The sequence below is a fragment of the Paenibacillus apiarius genome (assembly GCF_017052585.1).
Classification (GTDB): Bacteria; Bacillota; Bacilli; order Paenibacillales; family Paenibacillaceae; genus Paenibacillus_B; species Paenibacillus_B apiarius.
In genome coordinates, this window is sequence record NZ_JAFFHZ010000001.1 from 4030001 (window position 1) to 4055501 (window position 25501).

At 50.3% G+C, this 25501-nt stretch carries 24 protein-coding genes, 12 tRNA genes and 2 rRNA genes (1 of these 38 only partly in view); 34 read left to right on the forward strand and 4 right to left on the reverse strand.

What is annotated here, in order from left to right:
- The 10 genes from JSQ80_RS18025 to JSQ80_RS18070 form a co-directional block, all read left to right on the forward strand.
- Nucleotides 1-744, forward strand: a 23S ribosomal RNA gene (locus JSQ80_RS18025); it begins 2183 nt to the left of the window's first position.
- Nucleotides 745-812: 68 nt separating this feature from the next.
- Nucleotides 813-929, forward strand: a 5S ribosomal RNA gene (gene rrf / locus JSQ80_RS18030).
- A gap of 46 nt (nucleotides 930-975) precedes the next feature.
- Nucleotides 976-1051: transfer RNA gene (locus JSQ80_RS18035), tRNA-Asn, on the forward strand.
- Nucleotides 1052-1054: 3 nt separating this feature from the next.
- A tRNA-Ser gene (locus JSQ80_RS18040) sits at nucleotides 1055-1146 on the forward strand.
- Nucleotides 1147-1162: 16 nt separating this feature from the next.
- Nucleotides 1163-1237, forward strand: a tRNA-Glu gene (locus JSQ80_RS18045).
- Between the two features lie 14 nt (nucleotides 1238-1251).
- Nucleotides 1252-1327 (forward strand) — tRNA-Val (locus tag JSQ80_RS18050).
- 15 nt (nucleotides 1328-1342) lie between these two features.
- Nucleotides 1343-1419 (forward strand) — tRNA-Met (locus tag JSQ80_RS18055).
- A 3-nt stretch (nucleotides 1420-1422) separates the two neighbouring features.
- Nucleotides 1423-1499 (forward strand) — tRNA-Asp (locus JSQ80_RS18060).
- Between the two features lie 25 nt (nucleotides 1500-1524).
- Nucleotides 1525-1599: transfer RNA gene (locus JSQ80_RS18065), tRNA-Glu, on the forward strand.
- 16 nt (nucleotides 1600-1615) lie between these two features.
- Nucleotides 1616-1691: transfer RNA gene (locus JSQ80_RS18070), tRNA-Lys, on the forward strand.
- A 204-nt stretch (nucleotides 1692-1895) separates the two neighbouring features.
- Here JSQ80_RS18070 and JSQ80_RS18075 read toward each other — a convergent pair.
- Nucleotides 1896-2768 carry an AraC family transcriptional regulator gene (locus JSQ80_RS18075; protein WP_240463709.1) on the reverse strand — a complete coding sequence of 291 codons (873 nt, stop codon included), beginning with the start codon at nucleotides 2766-2768 and terminating at the stop codon, nucleotides 1896-1898.
- 116 nt (nucleotides 2769-2884) lie between these two features.
- On the opposite strand from JSQ80_RS18075, the gene JSQ80_RS18080 reads away from it, so the two are divergent.
- The 21 genes from JSQ80_RS18080 (at nucleotide 2885) to yajC (ending at nucleotide 19139) form a co-directional block, all read left to right on the forward strand.
- Nucleotides 2885-4861 (forward strand): beta-galactosidase trimerization domain-containing protein, encoded by a 1977-nt coding sequence (locus tag JSQ80_RS18080; protein ID WP_206096216.1) that lies wholly within the window; start codon nucleotides 2885-2887, stop codon nucleotides 4859-4861.
- A 96-nt stretch (nucleotides 4862-4957) separates the two neighbouring features.
- A complete protein-coding gene (locus JSQ80_RS18085; protein WP_206096217.1) occupies nucleotides 4958-5977 on the forward strand; it encodes an asparaginase in 1020 nt (339 codons plus the stop codon).
- 219 nt (nucleotides 5978-6196) lie between these two features.
- Nucleotides 6197-6271, forward strand: a tRNA-Gly gene (locus JSQ80_RS18090).
- 9 nt (nucleotides 6272-6280) lie between these two features.
- Nucleotides 6281-6357, forward strand: a tRNA-Arg gene (locus JSQ80_RS18095).
- 30 nt (nucleotides 6358-6387) lie between these two features.
- Nucleotides 6388-6470: transfer RNA gene (locus JSQ80_RS18100), tRNA-Leu, on the forward strand.
- Between the two features lie 9 nt (nucleotides 6471-6479).
- A tRNA-Pro gene (locus JSQ80_RS18105) sits at nucleotides 6480-6556 on the forward strand.
- Between the two features lie 285 nt (nucleotides 6557-6841).
- The gene (sigY, locus tag JSQ80_RS18110; protein WP_206096218.1) at nucleotides 6842-7351 is read left to right on the forward strand and encodes an RNA polymerase sigma factor SigY; all 510 of its coding nucleotides are present in this window, start codon (nucleotides 6842-6844) and stop codon (nucleotides 7349-7351) included.
- A gap of 2 nt (nucleotides 7352-7353) precedes the next feature.
- Nucleotides 7354-7701, forward strand: a complete 348-nt coding sequence (locus JSQ80_RS18115; RefSeq protein WP_087432390.1) for a DUF5345 family protein — start codon at nucleotides 7354-7356, stop codon at nucleotides 7699-7701.
- Nucleotides 7694-7927, forward strand: coding sequence for a sigmaY antisigma factor component (locus JSQ80_RS18120; protein ID WP_206096219.1), 234 nt, complete (start codon nucleotides 7694-7696; stop codon nucleotides 7925-7927). Before JSQ80_RS18115 ends, JSQ80_RS18120 begins: the two co-directional genes overlap by 8 nt.
- Before the next feature lie 29 nt (nucleotides 7928-7956).
- Complete coding sequence (locus JSQ80_RS18125) at nucleotides 7957-8163, forward strand: PLD nuclease N-terminal domain-containing protein (RefSeq protein ID WP_019423674.1); 207 nt, start codon at nucleotides 7957-7959, stop codon at nucleotides 8161-8163.
- Nucleotides 8160-9080, forward strand: a complete 921-nt coding sequence (locus tag JSQ80_RS18130) for an ABC transporter ATP-binding protein (RefSeq protein ID WP_087432392.1) — start codon at nucleotides 8160-8162, stop codon at nucleotides 9078-9080. The genes JSQ80_RS18125 and JSQ80_RS18130 overlap by 4 nt, the downstream gene beginning before the upstream one ends.
- Nucleotides 9080-9871 carry an ABC transporter permease subunit gene (locus JSQ80_RS18135; RefSeq protein WP_206096220.1) on the forward strand — a complete coding sequence of 264 codons (792 nt, stop codon included), beginning with the start codon at nucleotides 9080-9082 and terminating at the stop codon, nucleotides 9869-9871. Before JSQ80_RS18130 ends, JSQ80_RS18135 begins: the two co-directional genes overlap by 1 nt.
- Before the next feature lie 78 nt (nucleotides 9872-9949).
- Nucleotides 9950-10678: a BofC C-terminal domain-containing protein gene (locus JSQ80_RS18140; RefSeq protein ID WP_087432394.1), complete on the forward strand. Its 729-nt coding sequence runs from the start codon at nucleotides 9950-9952 to the stop codon at nucleotides 10676-10678.
- Between the two features lie 175 nt (nucleotides 10679-10853).
- A complete protein-coding gene (locus JSQ80_RS18145; RefSeq protein ID WP_206096221.1) occupies nucleotides 10854-12008 on the forward strand; it encodes a cation:proton antiporter in 1155 nt (384 codons plus the stop codon).
- Between the two features lie 139 nt (nucleotides 12009-12147).
- Entirely contained in the window at nucleotides 12148-12651 is a 504-nt protein-coding gene (gene ruvC, locus JSQ80_RS18150) for a crossover junction endodeoxyribonuclease RuvC (protein ID WP_087432396.1), read from the forward strand.
- Nucleotides 12648-13268: a Holliday junction branch migration protein RuvA gene (gene ruvA / locus JSQ80_RS18155; protein WP_087432397.1), complete on the forward strand. Its 621-nt coding sequence runs from the start codon at nucleotides 12648-12650 to the stop codon at nucleotides 13266-13268. The genes ruvC and ruvA overlap by 4 nt, the downstream gene beginning before the upstream one ends.
- A 14-nt stretch (nucleotides 13269-13282) precedes the next feature.
- Nucleotides 13283-14287: a Holliday junction branch migration DNA helicase RuvB gene (ruvB, locus tag JSQ80_RS18160; protein ID WP_087432398.1), complete on the forward strand. Its 1005-nt coding sequence runs from the start codon at nucleotides 13283-13285 to the stop codon at nucleotides 14285-14287.
- Nucleotides 14288-14362: 75 nt separating this feature from the next.
- A complete protein-coding gene (locus tag JSQ80_RS18165; RefSeq protein WP_206096222.1) occupies nucleotides 14363-16513 on the forward strand; it encodes a SpoIID/LytB domain-containing protein in 2151 nt (716 codons plus the stop codon).
- Nucleotides 16514-16525: 12 nt separating this feature from the next.
- Nucleotides 16526-17563 carry a tRNA preQ1(34) S-adenosylmethionine ribosyltransferase-isomerase QueA gene (queA, locus tag JSQ80_RS18170; protein WP_206096223.1) on the forward strand — a complete coding sequence of 346 codons (1038 nt, stop codon included), beginning with the start codon at nucleotides 16526-16528 and terminating at the stop codon, nucleotides 17561-17563.
- 26 nt (nucleotides 17564-17589) lie between these two features.
- Entirely contained in the window at nucleotides 17590-18726 is a 1137-nt protein-coding gene (gene tgt, locus JSQ80_RS18175; RefSeq protein ID WP_206096224.1) for a tRNA guanosine(34) transglycosylase Tgt, read from the forward strand.
- Between the two features lie 98 nt (nucleotides 18727-18824).
- The gene (gene yajC, locus JSQ80_RS18180; RefSeq protein WP_140397841.1) at nucleotides 18825-19139 is read left to right on the forward strand and encodes a preprotein translocase subunit YajC; all 315 of its coding nucleotides are present in this window, start codon (nucleotides 18825-18827) and stop codon (nucleotides 19137-19139) included.
- A 123-nt stretch (nucleotides 19140-19262) separates the two neighbouring features.
- On the opposite strand, the gene JSQ80_RS18185 is transcribed toward yajC, so the two are convergent.
- Nucleotides 19263-20126 (reverse strand): phosphatase PAP2 family protein, encoded by an 864-nt coding sequence (locus tag JSQ80_RS18185; RefSeq protein ID WP_206096225.1) that lies wholly within the window; start codon nucleotides 20124-20126, stop codon nucleotides 19263-19265.
- 194 nt (nucleotides 20127-20320) lie between these two features.
- Nucleotides 20321-20719 carry a TIGR04086 family membrane protein gene (locus tag JSQ80_RS18190; protein WP_206096226.1) on the reverse strand — a complete coding sequence of 133 codons (399 nt, stop codon included), beginning with the start codon at nucleotides 20717-20719 and terminating at the stop codon, nucleotides 20321-20323.
- 170 nt (nucleotides 20720-20889) lie between these two features.
- Here JSQ80_RS18190 and JSQ80_RS18195 point away from each other — a divergent pair, with 170 nt between their 5' ends.
- Complete coding sequence (locus tag JSQ80_RS18195) at nucleotides 20890-22212, forward strand: ArsB/NhaD family transporter (protein ID WP_206096227.1); 1323 nt, start codon at nucleotides 20890-20892, stop codon at nucleotides 22210-22212.
- Nucleotides 22213-22393: 181 nt separating this feature from the next.
- A complete protein-coding gene (locus JSQ80_RS18200) occupies nucleotides 22394-23218 on the forward strand; it encodes a DUF421 domain-containing protein (RefSeq protein ID WP_206096228.1) in 825 nt (274 codons plus the stop codon).
- 1 nt (nucleotide 23219) lies between these two features.
- On the opposite strand, the gene spoVB is transcribed toward JSQ80_RS18200, so the two are convergent.
- On the reverse strand, nucleotides 23220-24803 hold the full coding sequence (spoVB, locus tag JSQ80_RS18205; RefSeq protein WP_206096229.1) for a stage V sporulation protein B: 1584 nt from the start codon (nucleotides 24801-24803) through the stop codon (nucleotides 23220-23222).
- Between the two features lie 191 nt (nucleotides 24804-24994).
- Here spoVB and JSQ80_RS18210 point away from each other — a divergent pair, with 191 nt between their 5' ends.
- Nucleotides 24995-25249: a post-transcriptional regulator gene (locus tag JSQ80_RS18210; protein ID WP_206096230.1), complete on the forward strand. Its 255-nt coding sequence runs from the start codon at nucleotides 24995-24997 to the stop codon at nucleotides 25247-25249.
- The last annotated feature ends 252 nt before the right edge of the window (nucleotides 25250-25501 follow it).

Here is a 25501-nt window from a genome sequence, read left to right on the forward strand (position 1 = left end):
GCATCGGTGGAGGCATCGTTGGGATACCACCCTGATCGTATCGGAGTTCTAACCTAGGACCGTAATCCGGTTCGGGGACAGTGTCAGGTGGGCAGTTTGACTGGGGCGGTCGCCTCCTAAAGAGTAACGGAGGCGCCCCAAGGTTCCCTCAGAATGGTTGGAAATCATTCGAAGAGTGCAAAGGCAGAAGGGAGCTTGACTGCGAGACCTACAAGTCGAGCAGGGACGAAAGTCGGGCTTAGTGATCCGGTGGTACCGCATGGAAGGGCCATCGCTCAACGGATAAAAGCTACCCTGGGGATAACAGGCTTATCTCCCCCAAGAGTCCACATCGACGGGGAGGTTTGGCACCTCGATGTCGGCTCATCGCATCCTGGGGCTGAAGTAGGTCCCAAGGGTTGGGCTGTTCGCCCATTAAAGCGGTACGCGAGCTGGGTTCAGAACGTCGTGAGACAGTTCGGTCCCTATCTGTCGCGGGCGCAGGAAATTTGAGAGGAGCTGTCCTTAGTACGAGAGGACCGGGATGGACGTACCGCTGGTGTACCAGTTGTCTCGCCAGAGGCATGGCTGGGTAGCTACGTACGGAAGGGATAAGCGCTGAAAGCATCTAAGCGTGAAGCCCCCCTCAAGATGAGATTTCCCAATTAGTAAGACCCCTTGAAGACGACGAGGTAGATAGGTTCGGGGTGGAAGCACAGCAATGTGTGGAGCTGACGAATACTAATCGGTCGAGGGCTTATCCTAACTACAATGATTCTAGAGCAAATGAAACTTTCGCGTTCAGTTTTCAAGGCGCAATCCTTGAATATCTGTTTGGTGGCGATAGCGGAGGGGTTCCACGCGTACCCATCCCGAACACGACCGTTAAGCCCTCCAGCGCCAATGGTACTTGGACCGCAGGGTCCTGGGAGAGTAGGACGTTGCCAAGCAGATTGTTATGACTATTCTATTTAGTCAAGTAATAGTCCGCAATATTCCCTGATAGCTCAGTTGGTAGAGCACTCGGCTGTTAACCGAGTTGTCACAGGTTCGAGTCCTGTTCGGGGAGCCATCTGGAGAGATGTCCGAGCTGGTCGAAGGAGCACGATTGGAAATCGTGTAGGCGTCACAAGCGTCTCGAGGGTTCGAATCCCTCTCTCTCCGCCAGTTTGGACTTTACTGAGGCCCGTTGGTCAAGGGGTTAAGACACCTCCCTTTCACGGAGGTAACAGGGGTTCGAATCCCCTACGGGTCACCATAGAATATACATAAGGACACTTAGCTCAGCTGGGAGAGCACCATCTTGACAGGGTGGGGGTCAGCGGTTCGAACCCGTTAGTGTCCACCATAATTTTTTCAACGTCGCGGGGTGGAGCAGTCCGGTAGCTCGTCGGGCTCATAACCCGAAGGTCGTAGGTTCAAATCCTGCCCCCGCAACCAAATGGAGCTGTGGTGTAGAGGCCTAACATGCCTGCCTGTCACGCAGGAGAACGCGGGTTCGAATCCCGTCAGCTCCGCCATTCATTTTTATAGGCACTTGCCTATGGCCCGTTGGTCAAGGGGTTAAGACACCTCCCTTTCACGGAGGTAACAGGGGTTCGAATCCCCTACGGGTCACCATATTCTCAATTCATGAGAGCCATTAGCTCAGTTGGTAGAGCACCTGACTTTTAATCAGGGTGTCGAAGGTTCGAGTCCTTCATGGCTCACCAGAATATACAAACGAAGTCTGCGTGTTGACGCTGGCTTTTTTTTATTTTCAAAATTCAAGATGGAAATATACTTATTTGTTCCCTTCTTATCACTCTCCCCTCTATTCAGAATAGCATTTGCTAATTCTTCAAACACTTTTTGCTTTACTCTATCATCTAAAGAACCGTGTAATCTTAAGCCATGTCTCTTCGTTCTTTCCTTCCTCACCACCGTTCCACATCGTTATGCCCTTTCCCCATGCGATAGGCCGACGGACTCACTCCGTACACCGAAGCGAATTGATTCGAAAAATAATGAATAGAGTCGTAACCGAGCAAGAGAGCGATTTCCGTTATGGATTGACGGCTTTCCATCAAAAGGACGGCCGCCTTCTTCATGCGTGAGCGAAGAACGTATGCCTTGGGCGACATGCCGGTTTCTTGCTTGAACAAACGGTAGAATTGGGACTTTTCCAGCCCGCACTGCTCGCACCAGCGGCCATGTGTATATCGGCGTTCGGGATGCTCGTCCATCTGCTGCAGCACTCTTGCGATTCGATAATCCATGGGATAATCCGCTGAAGTAACGTCGCTCCATTGCAGCAGCCAAGCATAGAAGCAGGCCGATACGGCTTTGGACGTATATTTGCCGCTGCGATTATAGGCCGCGAGAGTATGCTTGATAAGCTCGATTAGGTGCGGATACGGACGCAGCGACATGCACGTCGGTATTGAGTCCAATTCGGGGCAAGGCTCAATCGCCGTTAGCCACCGAGGATTATAATCATCCCATTCATAGGCAAAGGTCGGTTGTTTCGGCTGTGGCACACTCCATAAATCACAGTATATATTGCATGCATCCATTGTCTCGCTCGGGGTATGTTCGAAGTAATGCCACTCTCCAGGTCGGACGAAGATTAAAGTGCCGCTGGATACGGCATAGCGCTGGTCATTCACCAGCATATGTCCGTGTCCCTCCGTGAATAGGTGAAACGCATAACTGTAGCCTCTGCGCCGCTGTTCTTCCGGGGCTCCGCGATAATTATACATATGAGCCGCTCGGATATGAGGAAGCGTGTCCGCCAGTGATTTCATCATTTTACCTCCAACATGATCGGAATATTGTATAAATGAAAGGAAGCTATCTTAAATACGAAACGTTACGTAAATGATACAATGATTCCATAAAAATGTCATGTAGTAGGAGGAATATCATGCGTTTTAGACAAGTGCATCTCGATTTTCACACTTCGGAGCATGTTCCCCATATCGGGAGAAAATTTTCTAAAAGTAATTTTCAGGAGATGCTCCGTGTCGGTCATGTCGATTCGATTACGGTCTTCGCTAAATGCCACCACGGGTGGGCTTATTTCCCATCTGCAACGAACGAAATGCACCCAGAGCTTGACTATGACCTGCTAGGGGAGCAAATTGAAGCTGCACATGAAATCGGCGTAAATGTGCCAGTCTACTTATCGGTTGGCTTGGATGAAAGATTGGCTTGGCAATACTCCCAATGGCTCATTCGCAGTGAGGAAGATCGGACGAATTGGGTCGACTCCTTCATGAAGCCGGGCTATCATCAATTTTGCTTGAACACGCCGTATTTGGATATCGTTATCAAACAAATTCAAGAAGTTGCGCGCAAATATGATGCGGACGGCATTTTCTTGGATATTGTCGGCGAACGGACGTGCTATTGCCCAACCTGCTTGAAGCAAATGCAGGAAGACGGCTTGGATCCGCACAATAAGGAGCATGTTATCGAAAATGGGCGCCGCATATACGCAAACTATACGAAGAGCGTGCGCGATGCCATCGACGAAATCAAACCGGGCCTGCCCGTGTTTCACAATGCAGGGCACATACATCAAGGACGCCGCGATTTAATGAATATGAATACGCATCTTGAATTGGAATCGCTTCCTACCGGGGGTTGGGGATACGATCACTTCCCATTATCGGCACGTTACGCTCAGCCTATCGGAATGGACTTTCTTGGGATGACCGGTAAATTCCATACATTCTGGGGCGAATTCGGCGGATACAAGCATCCGAATGCGCTGCGTTACGAAACGTCGCTGAATCTGGCTCACGGCGCCCGCTGCTCTATTGGCGATCAGCTTCATCCGGAAGGTGAGATGGATAAGGCAACGTATGAACTTATTGGCAAAGCCTATGCGGAAGTACAACGGAAAGAAGCATGGTGCGCAGGCACGGTGAACCATGCAGACGTAGCGCTGCTTACGGTTGAGGCGGCAGGCGTTCAGCAAGATAGCGGGGCGATGTACTCCGGAAAAATCGATATGGGAGCAGGACGAATGTTGCTGGAAGGCAAAATCCTGTTCGATGTGGTTGATTTGAAATCGGACTGGAGCCCTTACCGCGTGCTCATTTTGCCGGACGCGATCGTCATGACGGCGCAGGTGCGCGACAAAGTGGAAGCGTTTATTGCAGCAGGCGGCAAAGTGCTTGCAACAGGACGCTCCGGCCTGAACGAGGAACTCACGAACAACCTGCTGCCGTTAGGCTTTAAAGACGTCGGAGCCAATCCGTTCCGTCCGGATTATTTCCGTCCGGCGTTCGCGTTGCCGAACCTTGGGGACGCTGCTTACATTATGTATGGCGAAGGCCGCCGCATTGAACTGACGGACGGCACGGAGCTTGGCCGCCGTGAAGATCCGTATTTTAACAGACAAGCTTTCCGTTTCTGCTCTCATCAGCATACCCCGACTTCTGCACAATACGGCGGTCCTGGAATGGTGGAGTCGAAGCACGGAATCTATATAGCATGGAATGTATTTGAGGATTATGCGACAAAGGGCAGCCTTGTATTAAGAGAAATGGTAGTCTATGCTCTTCGCCGCTTGCTGGGCGAACAAATTTCCTTGAAGACGACATTGCCGGCTCAGGGTATCACGACGCTGCAGCATCAATCACAAGAGAAGCGGTTCATCAATCATCTCTTGTATGCTTCGCCAGTGAAACGCGGGGAGCGGGTTGAAATTATCGAAGACATTATTCCGCTTTTCAATATTGAAGTGGAGGTTCGGCTTCCAGAGCAGCAGGTGAAGCGGGTCTATTTGGCGCCACAGATGACGGAGATCGGTTATGAAGCGACTGGGCGCGGTATCCGCTATGTTGTTCCTCAATTGGAATGCCATCAAATGGTCGTTCTGGAGTATAATTAACTCGTACCTTTCATAGGAGGCAAGCGGCCGTATTGAGGGGGAGCATGTGACATTAGCATTAAAAGACACCTTGGGAATGGCGAGGGAGGAACGAACGTGGTTGACTTAGGAAAAGTGTTAGTGGAAGAGTTTCGGGGAGACTGGCTTGAATGCGCGTATACGGGCCATGTGGCAGGCGTCAATGAACATGGGGAAACGCTGTTTCATGTCGGCGACGAAGGCTATGTGAGCTTCATGCGCTCTTCGTCCAAGCCGGTGCAGGCTTTGCCTGCGTTATTGGCTGAAGTTCCGGAGCATTACGGCTTAAGCGATGAAGAAATCGTGCTGATGACAGCCTCTCACCGCGCTCAGAAGTTCCATGTGGAAGCACTTGAGTCTTTTATGAAGAAAACGGGAATTACGGAGGATAAGTTCGTGTGCAAGCCTACTTATCCGCTGAACAGCGCCGCCAAGGACGAGCGGATCGCGCATGGCGAGCCGCCGCGCTCTTTGTATCACAATTGTTCAGGCAAGCATTTGGGCGTGCTGGCTTTGTGCAAAATGATGGGCTGGCCGACGCATAATTATGCAGAGCCGGATCATCCCGTACAGCAGCACGTGTTAAAATTGATGTCGCAATTGTCGGATATGCCGGCGGATAGAATCAAGCTCGGCACGGACGGCTGCGGATTTCCCGTATATGCCATACCAATCCGCAACATCGCACTATTATATTTGCGCCTGGCTTGTCCGGACTTGATTGCGGATGAAGAGGTGCGCAAAGCCGTTGTCCGGCTGACGACACTGATGAACAAGCATCCGTTCTACGTATCGGGCACAGAGTTAATCTGCCCAACGCTCCTGCAGGATGCCAATATCGTCGCCAAAGGCGGAGCCAAGGGAATCTATTGCTTCGGACTGCGCAAACAAAGAATGGGAGTCGCATTCAAGGTAATGGACGGTTCGGAGGATCAATGGCCGCTCATTGTCGCTCATATATTGAAAGAAATTGAGTATCCGAATGTAGAGACCATCGAGCGTTTGAAGCGATTGAGTCCGGCGGAAACGAAGAACGACAACGATAGAATCGTCGGATATCGCGAGCCTAAGTTTCATTTGCAATGGAGTAAGAAATAAGAGAAAAGTATCGGAGAGCCTGCTTTGGAAACTGCCAGTCAGCTTCTAAGCAGGCTTTTTTTAACTATTTGGTGTTAATTTAAGTATAAAGGATAAGAAAAAAATACCACAAAATTTCATAAAAAAAGATTTGCAATTCGATATTCAGTCTGATATATTAATAAATGTCCTCGCTAAAACGACATGTGAAACAAGGACAAAGCTAATCATTCAAGAGATGCGGACATAGCTCAGTGGTAGAGTATCGCCTTGCCAAGGCGAGGGTCGCGGGTTCGAATCCCGTTGTCCGCTCCAGATAAATATGTGCCCTTAGCTCAGCTGGATAGAGCGTTTGACTACGAATCAAAAGGTCGGGAGTTCGAATCTCTCAGGGCACGCCATATATGCTTTTCTACAGCATATTCTACTAAGCCGGTGTGGCGGAATTGGCAGACGCGCGCGACTCAAAATCGTGAGGGAAACCGTGGAGGTTCGAGTCCTCTCACCGGCACCATAAGATGTTCGGGACGTAGCTCAGCTTGGTAGAGCACTTGGTTTGGGACCAAGGGGTCGCATGTTCAAATCGTGTCGTCCCGACCACTAACATGAAGAACCGTCGGTTATATGCCGGCGGTTTTTGCATTTTATTTTGTGCATTCGATTACTCTTCGCATAATTTGGCATAGACTACTTCTTGACTAGGTTGCATCCTCTATTCATATCCGTCTTTTCAGTTCGTTTACATTCCTTTTTTCCTATACATCTTCCAGTGTGGTCACTGGGGTTTCATATTTTTTTGTGCTGCGTTGAACGATTGAACCGCCTTGTTCGTATTACTTGCGACTGCAGTCATTAGAACATAAATTACAAGGAGCGTGAGAGTAATTGACCGAACAGGATACCATTGATCGTGCTCAAGCGGGTGATACGGCTGCGCTCGCGCTCCTTTTGCAGAAGCATTACACATTTGTGCGCAGCTATGTGCTGAAGCTAACTATGAATCCAACATTGACGGATGATATTGTGCAGGACACGATGTTGAAAAGCATGGAAAAGTTGCATTTGTATAACGGCGCTTCCAAGTTTTCGTCTTGGCTTATTACGATCGCCACTCGAATCTATGTGGATCTAACGAGGCGACAGAAGGTGGAGAAGCGCTGGCAAGAACAGGCGACACGATCTCTCCGATACCAGATGGAGGCTCATAACGAAGAATGGACGGATATGATTGATTCATTAGGCAAGCTTCCGCCGGAGCAGCGCGCCGCAATCTTATTAAAGCATTATTACGGCTATACCTATCCGGAAATAGCGGAAATGCTCAATTGTAGCGAAGGCACTGCAAAATCCCGCGTATTTTACGGCATTGAGCACATTCGAAAGGAGCTGAGATAAACATGGAGCATAAGAAATTGCCGGAGACCGAAGAAGAATGGTCCGCTATGCTCAAGGAACAATGGACCAAGCTGGATGTGTATAGCGAACAGAAGCCCGTGCCAAGTCAGACGTTTCTTATCGGAATGTTAACGGAACACAAGCAAAGGCAGAAGCGCGCGTTATGGCGCGAATTAAGTGTCCTGTGGCTGGCAGCTGCAGCTATGCTGCTTGGCGGATTTACATTGGCAGTGACCGATATCTCCGTGTATGTAATGATGCAGCTCGTGTTATTTGTCGGCATCCTAGGGGGATTGCTCATGCGAGGATATGTGATGAAAAGACGCAGAAGAGGTGCGCGTCATGAATAATCTGAATTCAATTCCGTTGTGGGGATTGTTCCTGTTGGGAGCTATATTGGTGACGCAGGGGACGTGGCTTTTTCTGCATGCCCGCAAGCACGGCTATTATCCGTGGTTATGGGCCTTGTGGGGCTTCCTTAGCTTTCCGCTGCCATCCCTAGTGTACGTGCTCTTTGTAGCTCAGCCATGGAGAAGGACAATACCTAAGAACAGACATACGCGTGATGGCGAATAACTTACTTTATGGAATAGAGGGGATAACGAATGGAGATGGCTTGGGCGGATATTCCTTGGAATATCATTATGCCGCTTATCGTTGTGCAGCTCATCTTGATGGTAGTTGCTCTGGTATCGCTGAACAAGACAGAATGGACCAACGGGCCGAAATGGCTGTGGCTTATCATTATTATCGTGTTAAATATTCCGGGTTGCATCGCTTATTTCTTAATAGGTAGAAAGGAGAGAAGATGAGCCAATTCGTTATTACACAATTGAGCAAGCAGTATGGCAATCATAAGGCGGTGGATGCCGTTAACTTTACGATACAAAGCGGAAGCTGCACGGCCCTTCTCGGTCCGAACGGGGCGGGAAAGACGACGACGCTGCACATGCTGACAGGAGTGACCAAGCCAAGCTCCGGGACAGTCGCGATGATCGATGGGGCGGGACGGGAACATCGCGGGGATCTGAGACGCTGGATCGGATTTATGCCGCAGTCGCCCAGCTTTCATTATTGGATGACAGGCCGGGAGTGGCTGCAAATGATGGCTGAATTAACAGGCAGCAGCAAGCGTCAAGCTCGTGCAACGGCGGATGAATGGATGAAGACTGTCGGTCTGGAGCATGCGGGGCAGCGCAGCATTGGCGGATATTCCGGAGGTATGAAACAGCGACTCGGCTTGGCGCAAGCTATGATCGCGCGACCGGAGCTGCTCGTGCTTGACGAACCGGTGTCTGCGCTCGACCCGATCGGCAGGCGTGAGGTCATGGCATTGCTGGAATCGTTGAAGCGGCGAACGACGATTCTATTCTCCACTCATGTGCTACACGATGCCGAGGACTTATGTGATGAGCTGATTATTATGAAGCAAGGTAAAGTATTGATGCAGGGCAAATGGGATGAGCTTCGTAAACAATCGGAATCACCGTTATTTACGATTGAGGTGGAGCATACGGCGGCAGCTCTTGCTTGGCTGCGAGAGTTAGCCGATATGCCGCTCGTAAAGGAAGCGAATGTACGCTCCGCACGAGCGGAGCTAGTCGTGAGCGATCACGATGCCGCAAGGGAATTTCTGTTGAAGCAGATTCGCGAACGCAGAATACCGCTTGTGCGATTCGAGGCCGGCGTGACAACCTTAGAACAGCTATTTATGAAGGCGGTGAAGTGATGAAGGCATGGTCCGTCCTTTACCGGAAAGAATGCACGGAGATGCTGCGTAATTATAAATGGATTTGGGTGCCGCTAGTATTTGCTGTCTTAGGTATTGCTCAGCCAGTCACGATGAAGTTTATGCCCGATATACTATCGATGGCAGGAAGCTTGCCGGAAGGCACGATTCTGCAGATCCCGACACCTGTGGCAGGAGAGGTGCTCGGCCAGACCCTGAATCAATTTAACACGGTTGGAGTACTTGTACTTGTGCTTGCATTGATGGGTTGTGTATCGGGAGAAGTGAAGTCGGGAGCGGCTGCCGCACTGTTGGCCAAGCCGATCTCCCATGTCAGCTATATGATGGCCAAATGGGCAGGAGCCATCTCCTTAACGATTCCATCAGTCCTGCTTGGTTATTTATGCTCATGGTATTACACGGAACAGCTGATCGGACATGTGGATATATTAAATGGCGCGGCAGCAGCCTGCCTTGCACTAGGTTGGTTCATCTGGATCTCCAGCTTAACCGTAGCTATGAGCGCGCTGATTAATAATGCGGGCGGTTCAGCCTTTACAGCGCTTGCTGCCGCTATGTTGACGAGTATTCTAGCGGGCCTGCTTCCGGCGTCAAGCGGATGGATGCCTTCCAAGCTGCTGCAGGGAGCCCAACTGATGCTGATGAATAGTGAACTGCCATTCCCATGGCCAATTGCGGCTATGACAACTCTGTTTCTTATAGCAGCCTTTATGGTCACAGCTGTTATTCGCAACGCCCGGCGCGGCACGTGGCTGCCGGCGTCGCACTAATAAATGAAATGAGACAAGCAAGTATAGACTTCCCCTTCATTTGGCCAAACTAAGAAAAAAGAGTAAGAGGGGATTGTTATGGCTCGGGAACCCCGGACCTATACAAGGTTCTATTTTCGATTGAAGCAATGGAAAAAGCGTCTGCGGCGATGGAAGCGTCCGCTCTGGTCATTGGCAGCCATTCTATTGTTTCTAACGATGTTAACAATCGGTATTCAATTGTCGGATAACATACGCAATCTGGTGGAAGGTAAAGATAATACGGCATCGCTGGAGACATTTGCAATGTTACAGGGTGATGAATTCACACAGTTGGATAAGTCAGCACAGCTTGTCCTGAATCAACTGATGAACAAGGATGAGAAGCGAGAGGTCGTCCACCGGAAGCAATACATTTGCGGAAAAAGCGATAAAGCGCTAGGCAAGCAGAACTCGCGCGACATTATTCAAACGATGCTGAATCATCCGGATTGGCTAACTTCGGTAGACAGTGAAGGCCGCGTTATTTTGGAGGAGCAGGTTGACGATATGTCGGAAACTTGCAAGGAGCAAGCGCACATTGGGCTGGATAAAGACGGAAACTTAACTTTGTATGACGGTCCGCCGCAGAAACAGAAAGCGATAAGGACTTTTTTTCAACTGGATGTAGAGTCCATGGAGAGCGCGCTTCCGCCTAAAGTGCTCAAACAGCTGTATCAGGGCATCCGCATTACGGACATGGATGAATATCATAGTGTATTATCCACGTTCAGCGACTATGCCGTGGAAGAAACTGAAAAAGTGATGAAACCAACGCCAGTCGATTGACGTAATATTAAAAAACAAAGAAGGTAGGACGCCGTAAACCGACGTCCTTCTTTTTTTTTCTGAAGGGGTACCGGATTAAAAAGAGAGGGTGGAAATGGAATGGATTGCCCCGTTCAGCTTTAAAAGAAAAAGCGGTTTACGGTCATAATATAGCTATGCTGAAAGGGGAATGCCAATGGATCTAATTCTCATATTGCTCATTATTTTGGCGTCGACGAAGATAGCGGGGGATCTTACTGTACGATTGGGGCAGCCAGCCGTACTTGGCAAACTGCTCGTCGGTATTATTATCGGACCTGCCGTGCTCGGGTGGATTACAGATGGTGAGATTATTAAAGAAATGGCGGAAGTCGGCGTTATTTTGCTTATGTTCATCGCTGGTCTGGAAACCGATCTGGATCAATTGAAAAAGAACTGGAAAGCGGCGTTCGCCGTGGCGATTGGCGGCGTCATCCTGCCGTTCGTCGGAGGCTACAGCGGCGGCTTGCTGTTCGGACTCGATAACAATCAAGCGATGTTCCTTGGCTTGTTGCTTTGTGCTACATCCGTAAGCATTTCGGTGCAAACGTTGAAGGATCTGGGACAGCTAAGCACGAGAGAAGGCACGACTATATTGGGAGCCGCCGTCGTCGATGATGTCCTTGTGGTCATATTGCTCGCTTTCATGCTGAGCTTGCTAGGAGCGGGCGGAGAAGCATCGCTTGGACTTATAATCGGCAAAAAGGTGCTGTTCTTCGCAGTTGCGATTGTTGCGGGCATTTATGCGGTTCCCCGTCTCATGAAATGGCTGGCGCCGCTGCGGGTGACCGAAGCGGTTATTAGCGCAGCGCTGATTATATGCTTTGCGTTTTCCTGGTTTGCCGATTACCTTGGCGTGGCGGGAATCATCGGCGCCTTTGCCGCCGGAATCGCCATCTCGCAGACGAAGTTCAAACACGAAGTGGAGCACCGGCTCGAACCGATTGCGTACGGCATATTCGTTCCGATATTTTTTGTAAGCGTCGGAATTAACGTAACGTTCGAGGGGATTGGGGAGCATATTGTCTTCATTATTATATTTACGGTCATCGCCATTGTTACGAAGCTGTTCGGTTGTGGCTTCGGAGCCCGCATAACCGGCTTCGATCGCAGAAGCGCCTTTGGGATCGGCGCAGGAATGGTATCCCGTGGAGAGGTTGCGTTAATTATTGCCACAACCGGTCTGGAGGGAGCGCTTTTTGACAAGGTGTATTTCACGCCGATTGTCATCGTCATCATTTTGACCACATTGGTCACGCCTCCGATGCTGAAGGCTGCATTCCGCCAGCCTAAAGCGGAAGCAAAGCAATAGCGGCACGAAAATAACGTAGCTTTCAGAGCGAAAACATGTATCTATTGATTCATTCTCTTCCTATCGATCTGTGTTATAATGGGGTGAACACATATGTTCGCTTACGGTTATAGGGACATCGGTGAGGGAGAGATTTTTTTTGCGTATTTTAGGAATTGATCCCGGCATTGCCATTGTCGGGTTCGGGTTCGTTGACAAACAAGGCAGCAAGGTCGTTCCGGTACAGTACGGCTCGATTCAGACGGAAGCGACGACAGCGCCCGAGATCCGGCTCCTGCAGGTGTTCGAAGCAGCCGAACAGCTGCTGGACAAATACAAGCCGGATGCCATGGCGGTAGAGAAACTGTTCTTCAATCGCAATGTCACGACAGCATTCTCCGTGGGACAAGCCCGTGGAGTCATTATATTGGCTGCGGCTAAGCGCGGCATCTCGATTGCAGAATATACTCCGATGCAGGTAAAGCAGGCCGTCGTCGGATACGGGAAGGCCGAGAAGAAGCAAGTGCAGGAGATGGTGCGCATATTTTTGAAGCTGAAGGAAGTCCCCAAGCCGGATGATGTGGCGGATGCGCTTGCCGTGGCCATATGCCACGCGCACTCCAGCGGACTTAACGACAAATTGAACGGGGTATCGCGGATATGATCGATTTTTTGCGCGGGCAGGTAGCCCATTTGGAAACGGATTATATTGTTGTGGATGTACAAGGTGTCGGCTATCAAGTATATACGCCGAACCCATATGCTTTTGCCAAGAGCGATAATCCTGTTACCGTATACACGCATCATCATGTGCGGGAGGATGCCATGCTGTTGTTCGGCTTCGGTTCGCGGGAGGAGCAGAAGCTGTTCCGCCGCTTGATCGATGTGAATGGCGTCGGCCCTAAAGTCGCCCTGGGCATACTGGCCGGCGGGAAGCCGGAGAGCGTTGTGATGGCGATTCAGCAAGAGAACCTGGCTTTCTTGACGAAGCTGCCAGGCATCGGCAAGAAGACGGCGCAGCGGATTATTCTTGATTTGAAGGACAAGCTCGACGGCATTGGTTTGAATTTGGGCGCCGGCGCGCTGTTTATGGATATTGCGGTACCAAGAGACGACGCATCGGACAGCGCATGGGGAGAGGCAAGGGAAGCCTTGATGGCGCTAGGATACACGGACGCGGAGCTGGACCGGGTATGGCATGACTTGCAGCATCGTGTTCATGCTGACGAGAGCGTCGACTCTTTAATGAAGAAGGCGCTGCAATCGTTGTTTAAAGGTTAAGAAAGGCGGTTAAGATGGAAGAGCGCATCATATCAGCCAATTACATGATGGAAGACCAAGTCGTCGAATTGAGCCTCCGTCCGCGGTATCTGTCTGAATATATCGGGCAGTCGCAGGTGAAAGACAATTTGAAGGTGTTTATCGAGGCGGCGAAAATGCGAAAGGAAGCGTTGGATCATGTTCTGTTGTATGGACCGCCAGGACTGGGAAAGACGACGCTATCCAATATTATCGCGAACGAACTCGGCGTCAATATCCGCACTACTTCCGGCCCTGCGATCGAGCGCCCGGGAGATTTGGCGGCGATACTGACGAACCTGCAGGAGGGCGACGTGCTGTTCATCGACGAGATTCACCGCCTTCACCGCACGGTGGAGGAAGTGCTCTATCCCGCAATGGAGGACTTTGCGCTGGACATTATTATCGGCAAAGGTCCGAGCGCGCGGTCGGTCCGTCTCGATCTGCCCAAGTTCACGCTGATCGGGGCGACTACGCGCGCAGGCTTGCTGTCTGCGCCGCTCCGCGACCGATTCGGCGTCATGAGCCGGCTAGAATACTACAATAAGGACGAGCTCAGCTATATTGTGACGCGGGCCGCCGATATTCTGGATGTTCAGGTCATAGGCGAATCTTCCGATGAGATTGCCGTCCGTTCCCGTGGGACACCGCGGATTGCGAACAGGCTTTTGAAGCGGGTTCGCGACTTTGCGCAAGTCCGCGGAGACGGCATTATTACGCCAGAGATTGCCAAGGAAGCGCTGCAGAGCATTCAAGTCGATCCAATTGGCTTGGACCAGATTGACCATAAGATGCTGCATTCGATGATCTCGCATTTTCGCGGCGGCCCCGTTGGACTGGATACGATCGCAGCGACAATCGGCGAAGAGAGCCAGACGATTGAAGACGTATACGAGCCATATTTGCTGCAGATCGGCTTTCTTCAACGTACACCGCGCGGACGTGTGGTGACGCCACAGGCGTATACTCATTTAGGATTGCCAATTCCAGAAAATAAATAACTGAAATCATAGTGCTGTTCAAAAAAATTAAATAGTTTTCAAACGGAGAGACGTGCAGGAAGGGGCATGGGGAACATGGAAAAAAACAACCGGAACGTTATCCGAAGAACGGCAGTGGGGATGATGGCGGGAGCTTTGCTTATGAGCGGGGCGTCGCTTGCGCCGCTGCCAGGCGGAGAGTCGCAGCTCATTGCCCATGCGGCGGGAGCTGCAGCTGACAAAGAGGCAGTGCCTACGCAGAACGCCAAGAGCGAGGACATCCGTGTCGCATTATTTGCGAATCTGCCGAAGGGCTCGCCAGGGGAGACATCGCACATTACGATGTCTTCCACCTCGCAGCTTAAGATTGAAGCGCGTCATAACGCGGAGAGCGCGGGCAGCGTTGATGCCGGTGCCGGGCAGGTCAGGTTCAGCGCTGACGATTATAAGGTGAAGCTAATCGAGACGAAAGATAAAGCGGCCGCAACCGCGGTGCTGAAAAAGGCGCAAGCGGGCAATGATGCAGTCATGATCGAGATGCCGCGCCGGGGGGCAACCTTCTATGCGGTATATGCCGGGAGCTATCCGACAGGCAAAGCGGCGAATCAAGCTTTGAACCGACTGACAAACGATGACGGCGTAGCCGCTTTGCTGAAAGGCTACGAACCGGCCGTAGCGGGCCCGCATTATGTGCAGACGGGGACCTACGCTTCATCCAAAGAGGCGCAAACGGTTCAGGCAATGCTGCTGGATGCGGACGTGGACGCTTTTGTCGTCACCATGATCGCGAACGGACAGCTGCAGACCTCCGTATGGGCCGGACAGGCGGAATCTGAAGCGCAGCTTGAACGCATCAAGGCCTCCATTGAACATAAGAACCTGTCTGTATCTGTGCGTCCTGCTCAAGCGCAAGGAGCTCTTATACATACGATAGAAGAGACAGCAAGCGGAAGCTTGCCCCATTTGCGCGTCAACGGAACCGTCAAATGGCTGGTGAAGCCAGCCGATCAGAAGAATACTATTAAAATCGCGGAACGACATGGACGAGCCTATCGCGGCGAGATGGAAGTTAGCCTGCATAATGAGGCGCTTGCGTTGGTGAATGAAGTGCCGCTTGAGCAATATTTAATCTCGGTAGTCGGCGGAGAGGTGTATTCGAGCTGGCCGCAGGAAGCGCTGAAAGCGCAAGCGGTGGCGGCCCGCACGTTCGCTCTGTATCAAGGCACGAAATTCGAAATCGCCAATGTGGTGGATACGACGTTAAGCCAAGCATATTATGGCGTGGAGAAGGAACATCCGAACATTAAGCAGGCCGTCGAGGACACAGCTGGACAAGTATTGATGCAGAACGGAAAAATAATCGAAGCGATCTTCAGCTCCAACGCCGGGGGCAAGACAGCGGATCCAAGTGAAATTTGGGGCGGGTCCTATGATTATTTCCAAGTGGTGGACAGCCCTGATGATGCCGTGGAGGAAGGCAAGAAATCATGGTATCGCGTTATTATGCCTGACGGCAAATCGGGTTACGTCCGGGAAGATGTGGTCGACAAGACCGGACGCCATGACGATGCTGGATCTGAGCTCGTCATCGTGAGCGAGGATGGCACGAATATCCGCCCGACCCCGGCCATTCAATCCGATGTGAAGCCGATCGCCAAAATGAACAAGGGCACATCGCTGGCTGTCATCGAGACCGTTGCGGAGTCGACGGAAATGAATTGGATGCGCGGCCCGTATACGTCCGAGCAAATCACCAGCTGGTTGAAGAGCCGAACGAAGACCGAGTTGAATGGCCCGGTTACCAGCTTGAAGATTACGGAACGAGGCCCATCCGGCCGCGCCGTCAAGATTGAAGCAAACGGCGTTCAAGTGAGCGTCAGCTATCCTGATAACTTCCGGTATGCGTTCGGGGGACTTCCGAGCACGCTGTTCGATATTGTGTCCACCGGCGCAAATGCGGCTGCAGGCACGGATGGCAACAAGGAAGTGAACGGAGCCGGCGAAGAACAGGCCGCCAGCGGCACGAAGCAATCCGGCGAGAAAGTGCCGGAGAATGGAGTTATGCTTGACGAGAATGGAAAAAGCGGCGACGCCAGTTCGGAACCAACCTTCCTGTTCGTCGGCAAGGGCAACGGCCACGGTGTAGGAATGTCGCAATGGGGGGCCAAAGGACTAGCCGATCAGGGGTATGACTACAAGAAAATTTTGCAATACTATTACAAAAATGTAGAGCTTGTGAAGCGTTAGGACGGACAACCAATGAATGTGGACTTATTTGATTTTCATTTACCTGAACATCTAATTGCACAGACTCCTTTGCAGGAGCGGACAGCTTCTCGTCTCTTGACGTTGAACCGTCGCACCGGAGCTGTTGGACATCATATATTTTCAGACATTTTGCAATTTTTGCGCGCCGGGGATTTGCTCGTCTTGAATGATACCCGGGTAATTCCCGCCCGGCTGTTCGGCGTAAAGCCGGATACCGGCGCCAAGGTAGAGGTACTCCTGTTAAAGCAGGAGCGGGATGATTGCTGGGAAGCATTAGTTAAGCCTGCGAAGCGGTTGAAGGAAGGGGCCATCGTCCATTTCGGCGATAAGCTGCAGGCTGAGGTCATCGAGGAGCGCGAGATGGGGGGAAGAGTTCTCCGTTTCTCTTATGAGGGCATCTTCAACGAAATCTTGGACGAGCTCGGTCAAATGCCACTGCCGCCTTATATCAAAGAGCAATTAGAAGACCGGGAGCGATACCAGACGGTCTATGCGAAGCATGAAGGATCGGCGGCTGCACCGACAGCAGGCTTGCATTTTACGAAGGAAATATTGAACGATATCAAACAGATGGGTGTCCGCATCGCGTATATTACGCTCCATGTTGGGCTGGGAACGTTCCGCCCCATGTCTGCTGATACCGTGGAAGAGCATGTGATGCACTCGGAGTATTATGAACTAAGCGAAGAGACAGCCGCGCTTATCAATGATACAAAGCGTCAAGGCGGACGAATTGTGGCAGTAGGCACCACATCCGCGCGTACGCTGGAGACGGTGGCCGGGCGGTATGATGGCGCAGCTGTAGCAGCATGCTCGGGCTGGACGGATATTTTCATGTATCCGGGTTATACATTTCGGCTCGTCGATGGGCTGCTTACTAACTTTCACTTGCCGAAGTCAACACTTGTCATGCTGGTAAGCGCGATGGCAGGACGCGAGCGAATTATGGCGGCTTATCAAGAAGCTATCGAACGGGAATACCGATTCTTTAGCTTTGGCGACGCCATGTTCATTTATGACGATCGTTAAATCATATACAAGGATGAGATAATTACATGGCAGCAGTAACGTATGAGTTAATTAAGACATGCAAACAGACCGGGGCGCGCCTCGGTCGCGTTCATACGCCGCACGGGTCGTTCGAGACCCCAATCTTCATGCCGGTAGGGACGCAGGCAACCGTAAAGACGATGAGTCCGGAAGAATTGAAGGAGATGGATGCGAAAATTATTTTGAGCAATACATACCATCTGTTTCTTCGTCCGGGACACGACATCGTTAAGGAAGCGGGCGGTCTCCATTCGTTCATGAACTGGGACCGTGCCATTTTGACCGACAGTGGCGGGTTTCAAGTATTTAGCTTGAGTGACATGCGTAAGATTGAAGAAGAGGGTGTGCATTTTCGTTCTCATCTAAGCGGGGACAAGCTGTTTATTTCACCGGAGAAAGCGATGGAAATTCAAAATGCGCTCGGTTCAGATATTATGATGGCTTTTGATGAGTGTGCGCCTTATCCTGCCGAGCATGCCTATGTGAAGCAATCATTGGAGCGCACGACTCGTTGGGCGGAAAGATGCCTGAACAGTCATTCCCGCCCGCATGATCAAGCATTGTTCGCCATTGTGCAGGGCGGCATGTTTGAAGATTTGCGCCGTCAGAGCGCGTTGGATTTGACTTCAATGGATTTCCCGGGGTATGCTATTGGTGGATTGAGCGTAGGAGAGCCAAAACATCTCATGTATGATGTGCTCGATTACACGGTGCCGCTATTGCCTACTCTCAAACCCCGCTATTTGATGGGCGTCGGTTCCCCGGATGCGCTTGTCGAAGGCGCAATGCGCGGAGTGGACATGTTCGATTGCGTCTTGCCGACACGGATCGCCCGCAACGGAACCACGATGACAAGCCAAGGGCGTCTCGTCGTACGCAATGCCAAGTTCGCACGGGACTTCGGGCCGCTTGATCCGAAGTGCAATTGTTATACCTGCCGCAACTACTCGCGTGCGTATTTACGCCATCTCATCAAAGCGGACGAAACATTTGGACTTCGCTTGACAACGTATCACAATTTACACTTTTTGCTGGATTTGATGCGGCAAGTGCGTGAAGCCATTCGGGAAGATCGTCTCCGTGACTTCCGGGATGAGTTTTTCGAGGCTTATGGGATGGATCGCAACGAGAGCGGCTTCTAATGGGCGTGACTGCTCCTATTATGCAGCATGATTGATGCTGCATAACGGAGCAGCGAGTCTATACATAATTTTATATTTTAGGGAAAGGGGGATTACATATGCTTTTGGCTGGAGCAGATGCAGCAGGAGGCGGCGGAATTATGGCGATGTTATTGCCTTTTATCGCTATGTTTGCCGTATTTTACTTCTTATTGATCCGTCCGCAGCAAAAGAAACAGAAGCAGCGGAATTCGATGCTCAGCGCATTGAAAAAGGGAGACAAAATCGTCACGATCGGCGGACTTCATGGTACGATTGTTGAAATTACAGACGACATCGTGGTCCTTCGCGTCAATGACGTAACGAAGATGACTTTTGACCGCAGTGCGATTAGCAACATTGTTACAAGCGAGGAAACATCAAGCGCGTCATAATAAGGTAATTAGCAGCAATCAACAAAGAAGCGATACTCCATTGAATAGGAGCATCGCTTCTTTTGTAACTATATGCTGCTGTAAAGAAATAGCGGTTCGATGCCGAATTCCAGCTTGGATATTCTACAGCAATTCCTCGGATTCAGTATACGACTTGGCATAAGACTTCTGCCGTGCCGGGAGCATCGCTTTCCAAGACATTTGAACACCGGCCCACTTCATGCCCATCCAAGAAGCAAAGACAGCAAGCAGTGTTCCCGCCGCCATGTCGGTCAGCCAATGAATGCCGAGGTAAAAGATGGAGAACACGATAATAATCGCGCTGATCCCCGTAAAGATGGCCCAACGACGATTACGGGACTGTGAAGCGAGCAAGGCCACGGTCACGGAGATGGAAGTGTGCAAGCTAGGGAAACAGTTATCGAGTCCAGAGAAGGAGCGATAACTCTCTTCAAAGCCAGGGAATACATCCAACATACGGAACTTGACACCTGCGGGCGGATAAGACCATACCTCGTTAACTGGAAAGAACAAGTAAAAAGGGATGGCTACAATATAATTAATCATAACTGCATAACAGACGGCATGAGCCATACGCATATTGCCGTTGGCTGTATAGATGGCGAGCGAACCTACAATTAACGCCTGGAATACCACAATATAGAAAAAAGACACGATTTGCGTAATAAGCGGATGATTGAATATTTGTTGTACGCTATATACGAATTGTCCTTCCAGGCGATGAATATTGGCTGTAAAGTCCCAATTGATGTTAAGCCAGCTTTCGATCGTAAGCTCCCATCCATTCACCATCAGAATAAGAATGAGCGCAACGACGGCAAACAAGAACGAACGAGAAGTCCACAGCGCTTTTACAAAAGCGCTAACGACAGCCAGCGGCTGTCGGCCGGAACCGAACCAGATAAGCAAGATAACGGTTGCGACGGTCCAGAGCGTGACGGACTGCATGGATTGGAATAAGACCACGATAATCCCCCTAAGTATTAGCACATTGCAATGTTAAACCTTAGTAGTATATCACATTTTCGGGGGATTTACATGAATCGAATGTACCTGCTCATCAAGAGGTTGTTCAACAACCTTCGGCAGCATACGATTTGGGGCTTGTGACCTTTTCAGTTCTGAAAAGCGGCCTCTTGAACACGCACTAATGAAAAGGATTATTTTCCCGTTCTGCTCATGTTGACGCCGATAATCCCGCCCAGTGCACCGATGCAAAAAGCGAAAAGCACAAGCAGGAGCTTAGCCCCGCTCAGCCCTGCGTCCATAGCAAGAAAGCCGATAAGCAGGACGAGGAGGGCATAGCAGAACCCCGTTATTCCGCCATAATACCAGCCCTTTTTGCCGCTTCGCCGACCAGAAATCCATCCTCCAATAAAAAGAGCAATGGCGTGGACAAAATAAATATAGCTCGTCATATCATCTTCACTGGTCGAACTGGAATATAACATGACAGATAAAGCTAAGGCACCTAAGGCCATCCACACAAAAGCATAGACGACGCCGGCCAGCAACGGATGACTGACTTTCCAGTGGGAAACGCGCTGAATCGCATTCATGCTCAATAACCCCTTTCCAAATTGGAACTGTCTAGTATTCATCGTATGGGCAAGCCGTATGAAATAGTACAAGGCATAGACGAAAAAAAAAGCCAGGTGTTATAATGTGTGATTGATAAGTCATAATGGGTATAAATACTTGTACAACCAAAGCAATTCATTAGAGAGGGATGGAATTCGTGGGACAAGATGTAGCAAATTGGCAGGTGACCGCAGCGGTCATCATTTTTTTGATTTCGTATGCCATCATTATTTCGGAAAAAATAAACCGGGCAATAATCGCTCTGCTTGGTGCGGTGGCTATGCTGATTCTTCAAATTGTGGATGTGCATACGGCATTCACGACCCATATTGAGTGGAATACCATCTTTCTGCTTGTCGGAATGATGATACTCGTCGGCATTACGAACAAGAGCGGCATTTTTCAATATGCAGCCGTGAAGGCGGCGCAGAAAGCGAAAGGGAAACCGATTCGCATTTTGATTATTTTGTTTTTGCTCACTTCCATTGGTTCGGCTTTTCTCGATAATGTTACGACTGTTTTATTGATGGTGCCGATTACGTTTTCCATTACCCGCATGCTGAACATCAATCCGGTGCCGTTTCTTATATCTGAAGTTATCGCTTCAAACGTTGGGGGAACGGCAACGCTTATCGGAGATCCTCCGAACATCATGATCGGATCAGCCAACAAGCACCTGACGTTTAATATGTTCTTGATGAATTTGGCGCCGGTTATCGCGGTCATCGTTATCGCCGTCATCGGAATGCTTATCCTATTTTATCGAAAGCAACTAACAGTATCGGATAGCCAGCGGCATGCTCTGATGGAACTGTCAGCGGCGTCATACATTACCGATAAACGGTTGGTTCGTAAATCTGTGACCGTTCTGCTTATTACGATCGCGGGTTTTGCCTTGCACTCGGTCATTCATGTAGAAGCAGCCGTTGTCGCCATGGCAGGTGCTACGATTTTAATGCTGATTGGCCTGAAAAACGAAGAAGAGCTCGAGGAAGCATTGCATAAAGTGGAATGGGTCACCATCCTGTTCTTTATCGGTTTATTCATTCTCGTTGGCGGATTGATTGAAGCAGGCATTATCAATCAGTTGGCCCAAATGACGCTCAGTATAACAAACGGAGATATGACGAGCACATCCATGCTTGTGCTGTGGGTGTCCGGTATCGCTTCGGCAACGATTGATAATATCCCGTTTGTCGCCACGATGATACCGCTGCTGCAGGATGTGGGCTCGCAAATGGGGATTACGGACCCGAACCAGCTGAATCCGCTCTGGTGGTCCTTGGCGCTGGGAGCCTGCTTAGGAGGGAACGGGACGCTAATCGGCGCTTCTGCGAACGTGATTGTGGCAGGGATGGCACAGCGCGAAGGCAAAGGTTTCAGTTATATGGATTTCCTGAAAATCGGAGCGCCGATTACGATCGTGTCACTGCTCATTTCCACCGTATATATTTTAGTATTCATCCTGTAACGGTTGGCCGCGTCAAAGTAGCTTAGAGCAAGAGCTATTAATTATGTGTGCAACAGGAAGAAAGCGGATGGGAATAATTCAATAATCAAATGCTGAATGCCTTGTGGAAACGGCGGTCAGAATACCAATGAATGCGGCTTTCGCAATCCGGCCAATATCGGTAGCGAGGAGGGTGTTACATATGGAAATCTGGACCGTCGTTATTCGTACGGTCGTCATGTATTTTACGGTGTTCATCGTGCTTCGTTTGATGGGAAAGAGAGAAATCGGCAAGCTGTCCGTATTTGACCTCGTCATTTCCATTATGATTGCTGATGTTGCGGTATTTGTCATTGAGGATAAGAATCGGCCCTACTGGGAAGGATTTGTGCCCATAGGCGTGCTAATCGTCATCCAAATCGGCCTGTCCTTTGTGTCATTGAAAAGCAGAAGGCTGCGCCTTTTTTTTGACGGAGCGCCAAGCATTTTAATAGCGGATGGACATTTAAATCGCAAGGAAATGAGCAAACTGCGTTATAATCTGGATGATTTGATGCAGCAGTTGCGCGAACATGGCGTCGATAATTTCGAGGACGTGAAGTATGCGATTTTGGAGTCAACAGGCAAGCTGACCGTGATCCTTAAGGAGGATGCCAGCAATTCCAGCGAGTCATGCGGCGGAATCTCCAGTGATTCGGATTATCCGGATGTAACGGACAAATCCAGCGGGTCCTCCCCATCAAGCGCTCACGGTTCGGAAGGGTCTGCTTCAATCGATACGAATAATAATAATAATAATCAGAATAAACCAGCCCTGCGCAAGCCAGATCGCATTCGGTTTGCCGCATTGCCTCTTCCCCTTATTATGGACGGGAAGGTGCAGGACGATAATCTGCAAAGCATTAACAAAACGCGATTTTGGTTGAAAAATCAACTTCAGTCAAAAGGAGTTACTGAATTTAAACAGGTATTTTTCTGTTCGATTGATCATAAAGGCCATATGTTCATCGATCGGAAACAACCATAAGTTATTTATGGTGCGGCTTCGGGGCGAACCATTGGCGGAACAAAGGGAGCCGCGCCAAATCTTCGCGATCAATAAGACGCATCAGCACAAGCAATAGGAGATATACGGCCACCCCGGCCAGACAGGACGCGATAAACTTTGCTAAAAATTGCCCTGAAGCTGCAGGGAAGTGAATGTATATGGCCTGCATGCACCCCGCAGTGATAATCATGGCGGCACCCACCTTCAAAAAGTCTATCCAAGGCATCTTCAGCTGTATATGACGAATGACTCCTATCCCATGAAGCATAGTGACGACAACAGTATTGATGCATATGGCAATGACGGCGCCATAGATGCCGAGACTCGGATTCGAAGCAAGCTGGACGATGAGAATGATCTTGAGCGCAGCTCCGATAAATGTGTTCACCAATGCCGTGCCGGGACGCTCAAGCGCTTGCAGGGCGGCCTGAAGCGGAGCCTGCAAGTAAATGAAGACGGCGATGGGGGCCATCCATTTCAACATGGGTGCGACGCTCACGTCATTATAGAGCAGCGCGCATAACGGGATCGCCAATACGAACATGGCGACAGCAAACGGAGCTCCGCTGACCAGTGCGAGCCGCAGCGCTTGTTGGATCCGCTTATGAATCGTCTCCATGTCGTTGCGTCCCAATGCCTCAGACAAGGAAGGGACCAAGGAGACAGCGAGCGAATAGGTCAATGCGCCCGGCAATGTGAGAATCGGGATAATCATGCCCTGCAGAGCTCCATATTGAGCAGTTGCGACTGCGGTAACGACGCCTGCCATCGCTAAGCTCCTCGCAATCGTAATGGATTCCAATAAGTAGGATAAGGAACCGATTAGTCTTCCTCCGGTTACGGGCAACGCAATCCGAAGCAGGCGTGACGTGTCGTTGCGCTTGCCGGTCGAAGGCATCTCTGTTTTGCCTTCATCGTCCGATACGGATTGTCTGCGGTGAGAACGCATTAGAAACAGTAATACGAGCAGTCCCCCTAATTCGCCGACAACAACGCCTGCCATGGCGCCTGCGGCCGCCCATTCGAGGCCGTAGGGCAGGAACATATATGCAAATCCGATCACCGCGACAATGCGGATAAGCGTCTCCGTTACTTGCGACATTGCGGTAGGTACCATATTTTGCATGCCTTGGAAATAACCGCGCAGCACGGAGGAAATGGCCACGAACACAATGATTGGAGTCATCACGAGAAATGTATAATAAACCCGGCTGTCCGTCAGCAGCTTGGACGTAATCCATGGTGCCAGCACGACGTAAATGGCAGAGAAGACGATACCGGCACTAACGGTGAGCTGCATGGCGGACACCACGATTTTCCGAATCCGCTGCTTGTCCCCCGTAGCATCCGCCTCGGCGATAAGCTTGGCCACTGCCAGCGGAACTCCGCCTGTAATCAGTGTAATGATGACGATAAGAAATGGATAACCTAGCTGGTAGATGCCTACCCCTTCTGCCCCGATAATGCGCGGAAGGGTAATTCGAGGTATAAACCCAAGAATCCGATTAATGATGCCTGCGGCCAATAAGATTAGCGTTCCTTGTATAAACGATTGCTTTTTCACGTTCATCCCTCTTCCAAAGCGGACTTGTCTACCCGTTATATCCATAGATATGCGGTTGTCCCCATTCCATGCCGATTCGTTCCAATGAATCAAGGAGAACGGCAAGTTTTTCTTGCGCTGGGATGATGCCGAGCAGGAATTCGGCACCGTGAGGTCGAATGTTGTCATAAGTTAGAAAGGGGATGTGCGGCATGTCTGAGCTGTATACCGAACAAGAGCGCATTGAGGCTATCGAGCTGTGCTGCAGCAGCAAGGCGGAGGAACTGCAGTTGCTCGGTTATGAGCATGTAACGGGAGAAGATGTATGGGAATGCGTCAGTGCAAAGTATAAAAAGAATACTGACACGCCAGCCCTGCATCGCGTCGTAAATGATATCCTGTCGCTCAAATCAACGCAATTCATGAATTATATGACCATGGCGGCTTTCCGGGGGGAGCCCATCTAATAGAGGCAAGGGGGCCTTGAGGAACATACGCTTTGATTGAAGCCAAGGCTCACATTCAACATTGTAATGCAGCTCGTCATGCTCCGAGAGGAGCTTTTTTCATGGAAATAAAAATAATAATTTTTTCCATGAAATTCGCTTATATATCCAGTGGAAACAGCATGTGTAACGTCACAAGAGCACAGTGATTCCGGTCAACGCCATGATCCGTAAAATTGACTCGAAAAATGACCGCCGATATAATAGGAATAT

What these genes read in the sequence shown, in the direction of transcription:
- JSQ80_RS18195 (WP_206096227.1), top strand. Translation starts at nt 20,890, where the DNA reads ATGGAATTCGTGGGACAAGATGTAGCAAATTGGCAGGTGACCGCAGCG.
- JSQ80_RS18140 (WP_087432394.1), top strand. Translation starts at nt 9,950, where the DNA reads ATGGCTCGGGAACCCCGGACCTATACAAGGTTCTATTTTCGATTGAAG.
- JSQ80_RS18125 (WP_019423674.1), top strand. Translation starts at nt 7,957, where the DNA reads ATGGAGATGGCTTGGGCGGATATTCCTTGGAATATCATTATGCCGCTT.
- JSQ80_RS18115 (WP_087432390.1), top strand. Translation starts at nt 7,354, where the DNA reads ATGGAGCATAAGAAATTGCCGGAGACCGAAGAAGAATGGTCCGCTATG.
- queA (WP_206096223.1), top strand. Translation starts at nt 16,526, where the DNA reads ATGAATGTGGACTTATTTGATTTTCATTTACCTGAACATCTAATTGCA.
- JSQ80_RS18200 (WP_206096228.1), top strand. Translation starts at nt 22,394, where the DNA reads ATGGAAATCTGGACCGTCGTTATTCGTACGGTCGTCATGTATTTTACG.
- JSQ80_RS18075 (WP_240463709.1), bottom strand. Translation starts at nt 2,768, where the DNA reads ATGATGAAATCACTGGCGGACACGCTTCCTCATATCCGAGCGGCTCAT.
- JSQ80_RS18130 (WP_087432392.1), top strand. Translation starts at nt 8,160, where the DNA reads ATGAGCCAATTCGTTATTACACAATTGAGCAAGCAGTATGGCAATCAT.
- JSQ80_RS18165 (WP_206096222.1), top strand. Translation starts at nt 14,363, where the DNA reads ATGGAAAAAAACAACCGGAACGTTATCCGAAGAACGGCAGTGGGGATG.
- JSQ80_RS18080 (WP_206096216.1), top strand. Translation starts at nt 2,885, where the DNA reads ATGCGTTTTAGACAAGTGCATCTCGATTTTCACACTTCGGAGCATGTT.
- ruvA (WP_087432397.1), top strand. Translation starts at nt 12,648, where the DNA reads ATGATCGATTTTTTGCGCGGGCAGGTAGCCCATTTGGAAACGGATTAT.
- tgt (WP_206096224.1), top strand. Translation starts at nt 17,590, where the DNA reads ATGGCAGCAGTAACGTATGAGTTAATTAAGACATGCAAACAGACCGGG.
- JSQ80_RS18210 (WP_206096230.1), top strand. Translation starts at nt 24,995, where the DNA reads ATGTCTGAGCTGTATACCGAACAAGAGCGCATTGAGGCTATCGAGCTG.
- ruvB (WP_087432398.1), top strand. Translation starts at nt 13,283, where the DNA reads ATGGAAGAGCGCATCATATCAGCCAATTACATGATGGAAGACCAAGTC.
- JSQ80_RS18135 (WP_206096220.1), top strand. Translation starts at nt 9,080, where the DNA reads ATGAAGGCATGGTCCGTCCTTTACCGGAAAGAATGCACGGAGATGCTG.
- JSQ80_RS18120 (WP_206096219.1), top strand. Translation starts at nt 7,694, where the DNA reads ATGAATAATCTGAATTCAATTCCGTTGTGGGGATTGTTCCTGTTGGGA.
- JSQ80_RS18145 (WP_206096221.1), top strand. Translation starts at nt 10,854, where the DNA reads ATGGATCTAATTCTCATATTGCTCATTATTTTGGCGTCGACGAAGATA.
- yajC (WP_140397841.1), top strand. Translation starts at nt 18,825, where the DNA reads ATGCTTTTGGCTGGAGCAGATGCAGCAGGAGGCGGCGGAATTATGGCG.
- JSQ80_RS18190 (WP_206096226.1), bottom strand. Translation starts at nt 20,719, where the DNA reads ATGAATGCGATTCAGCGCGTTTCCCACTGGAAAGTCAGTCATCCGTTG.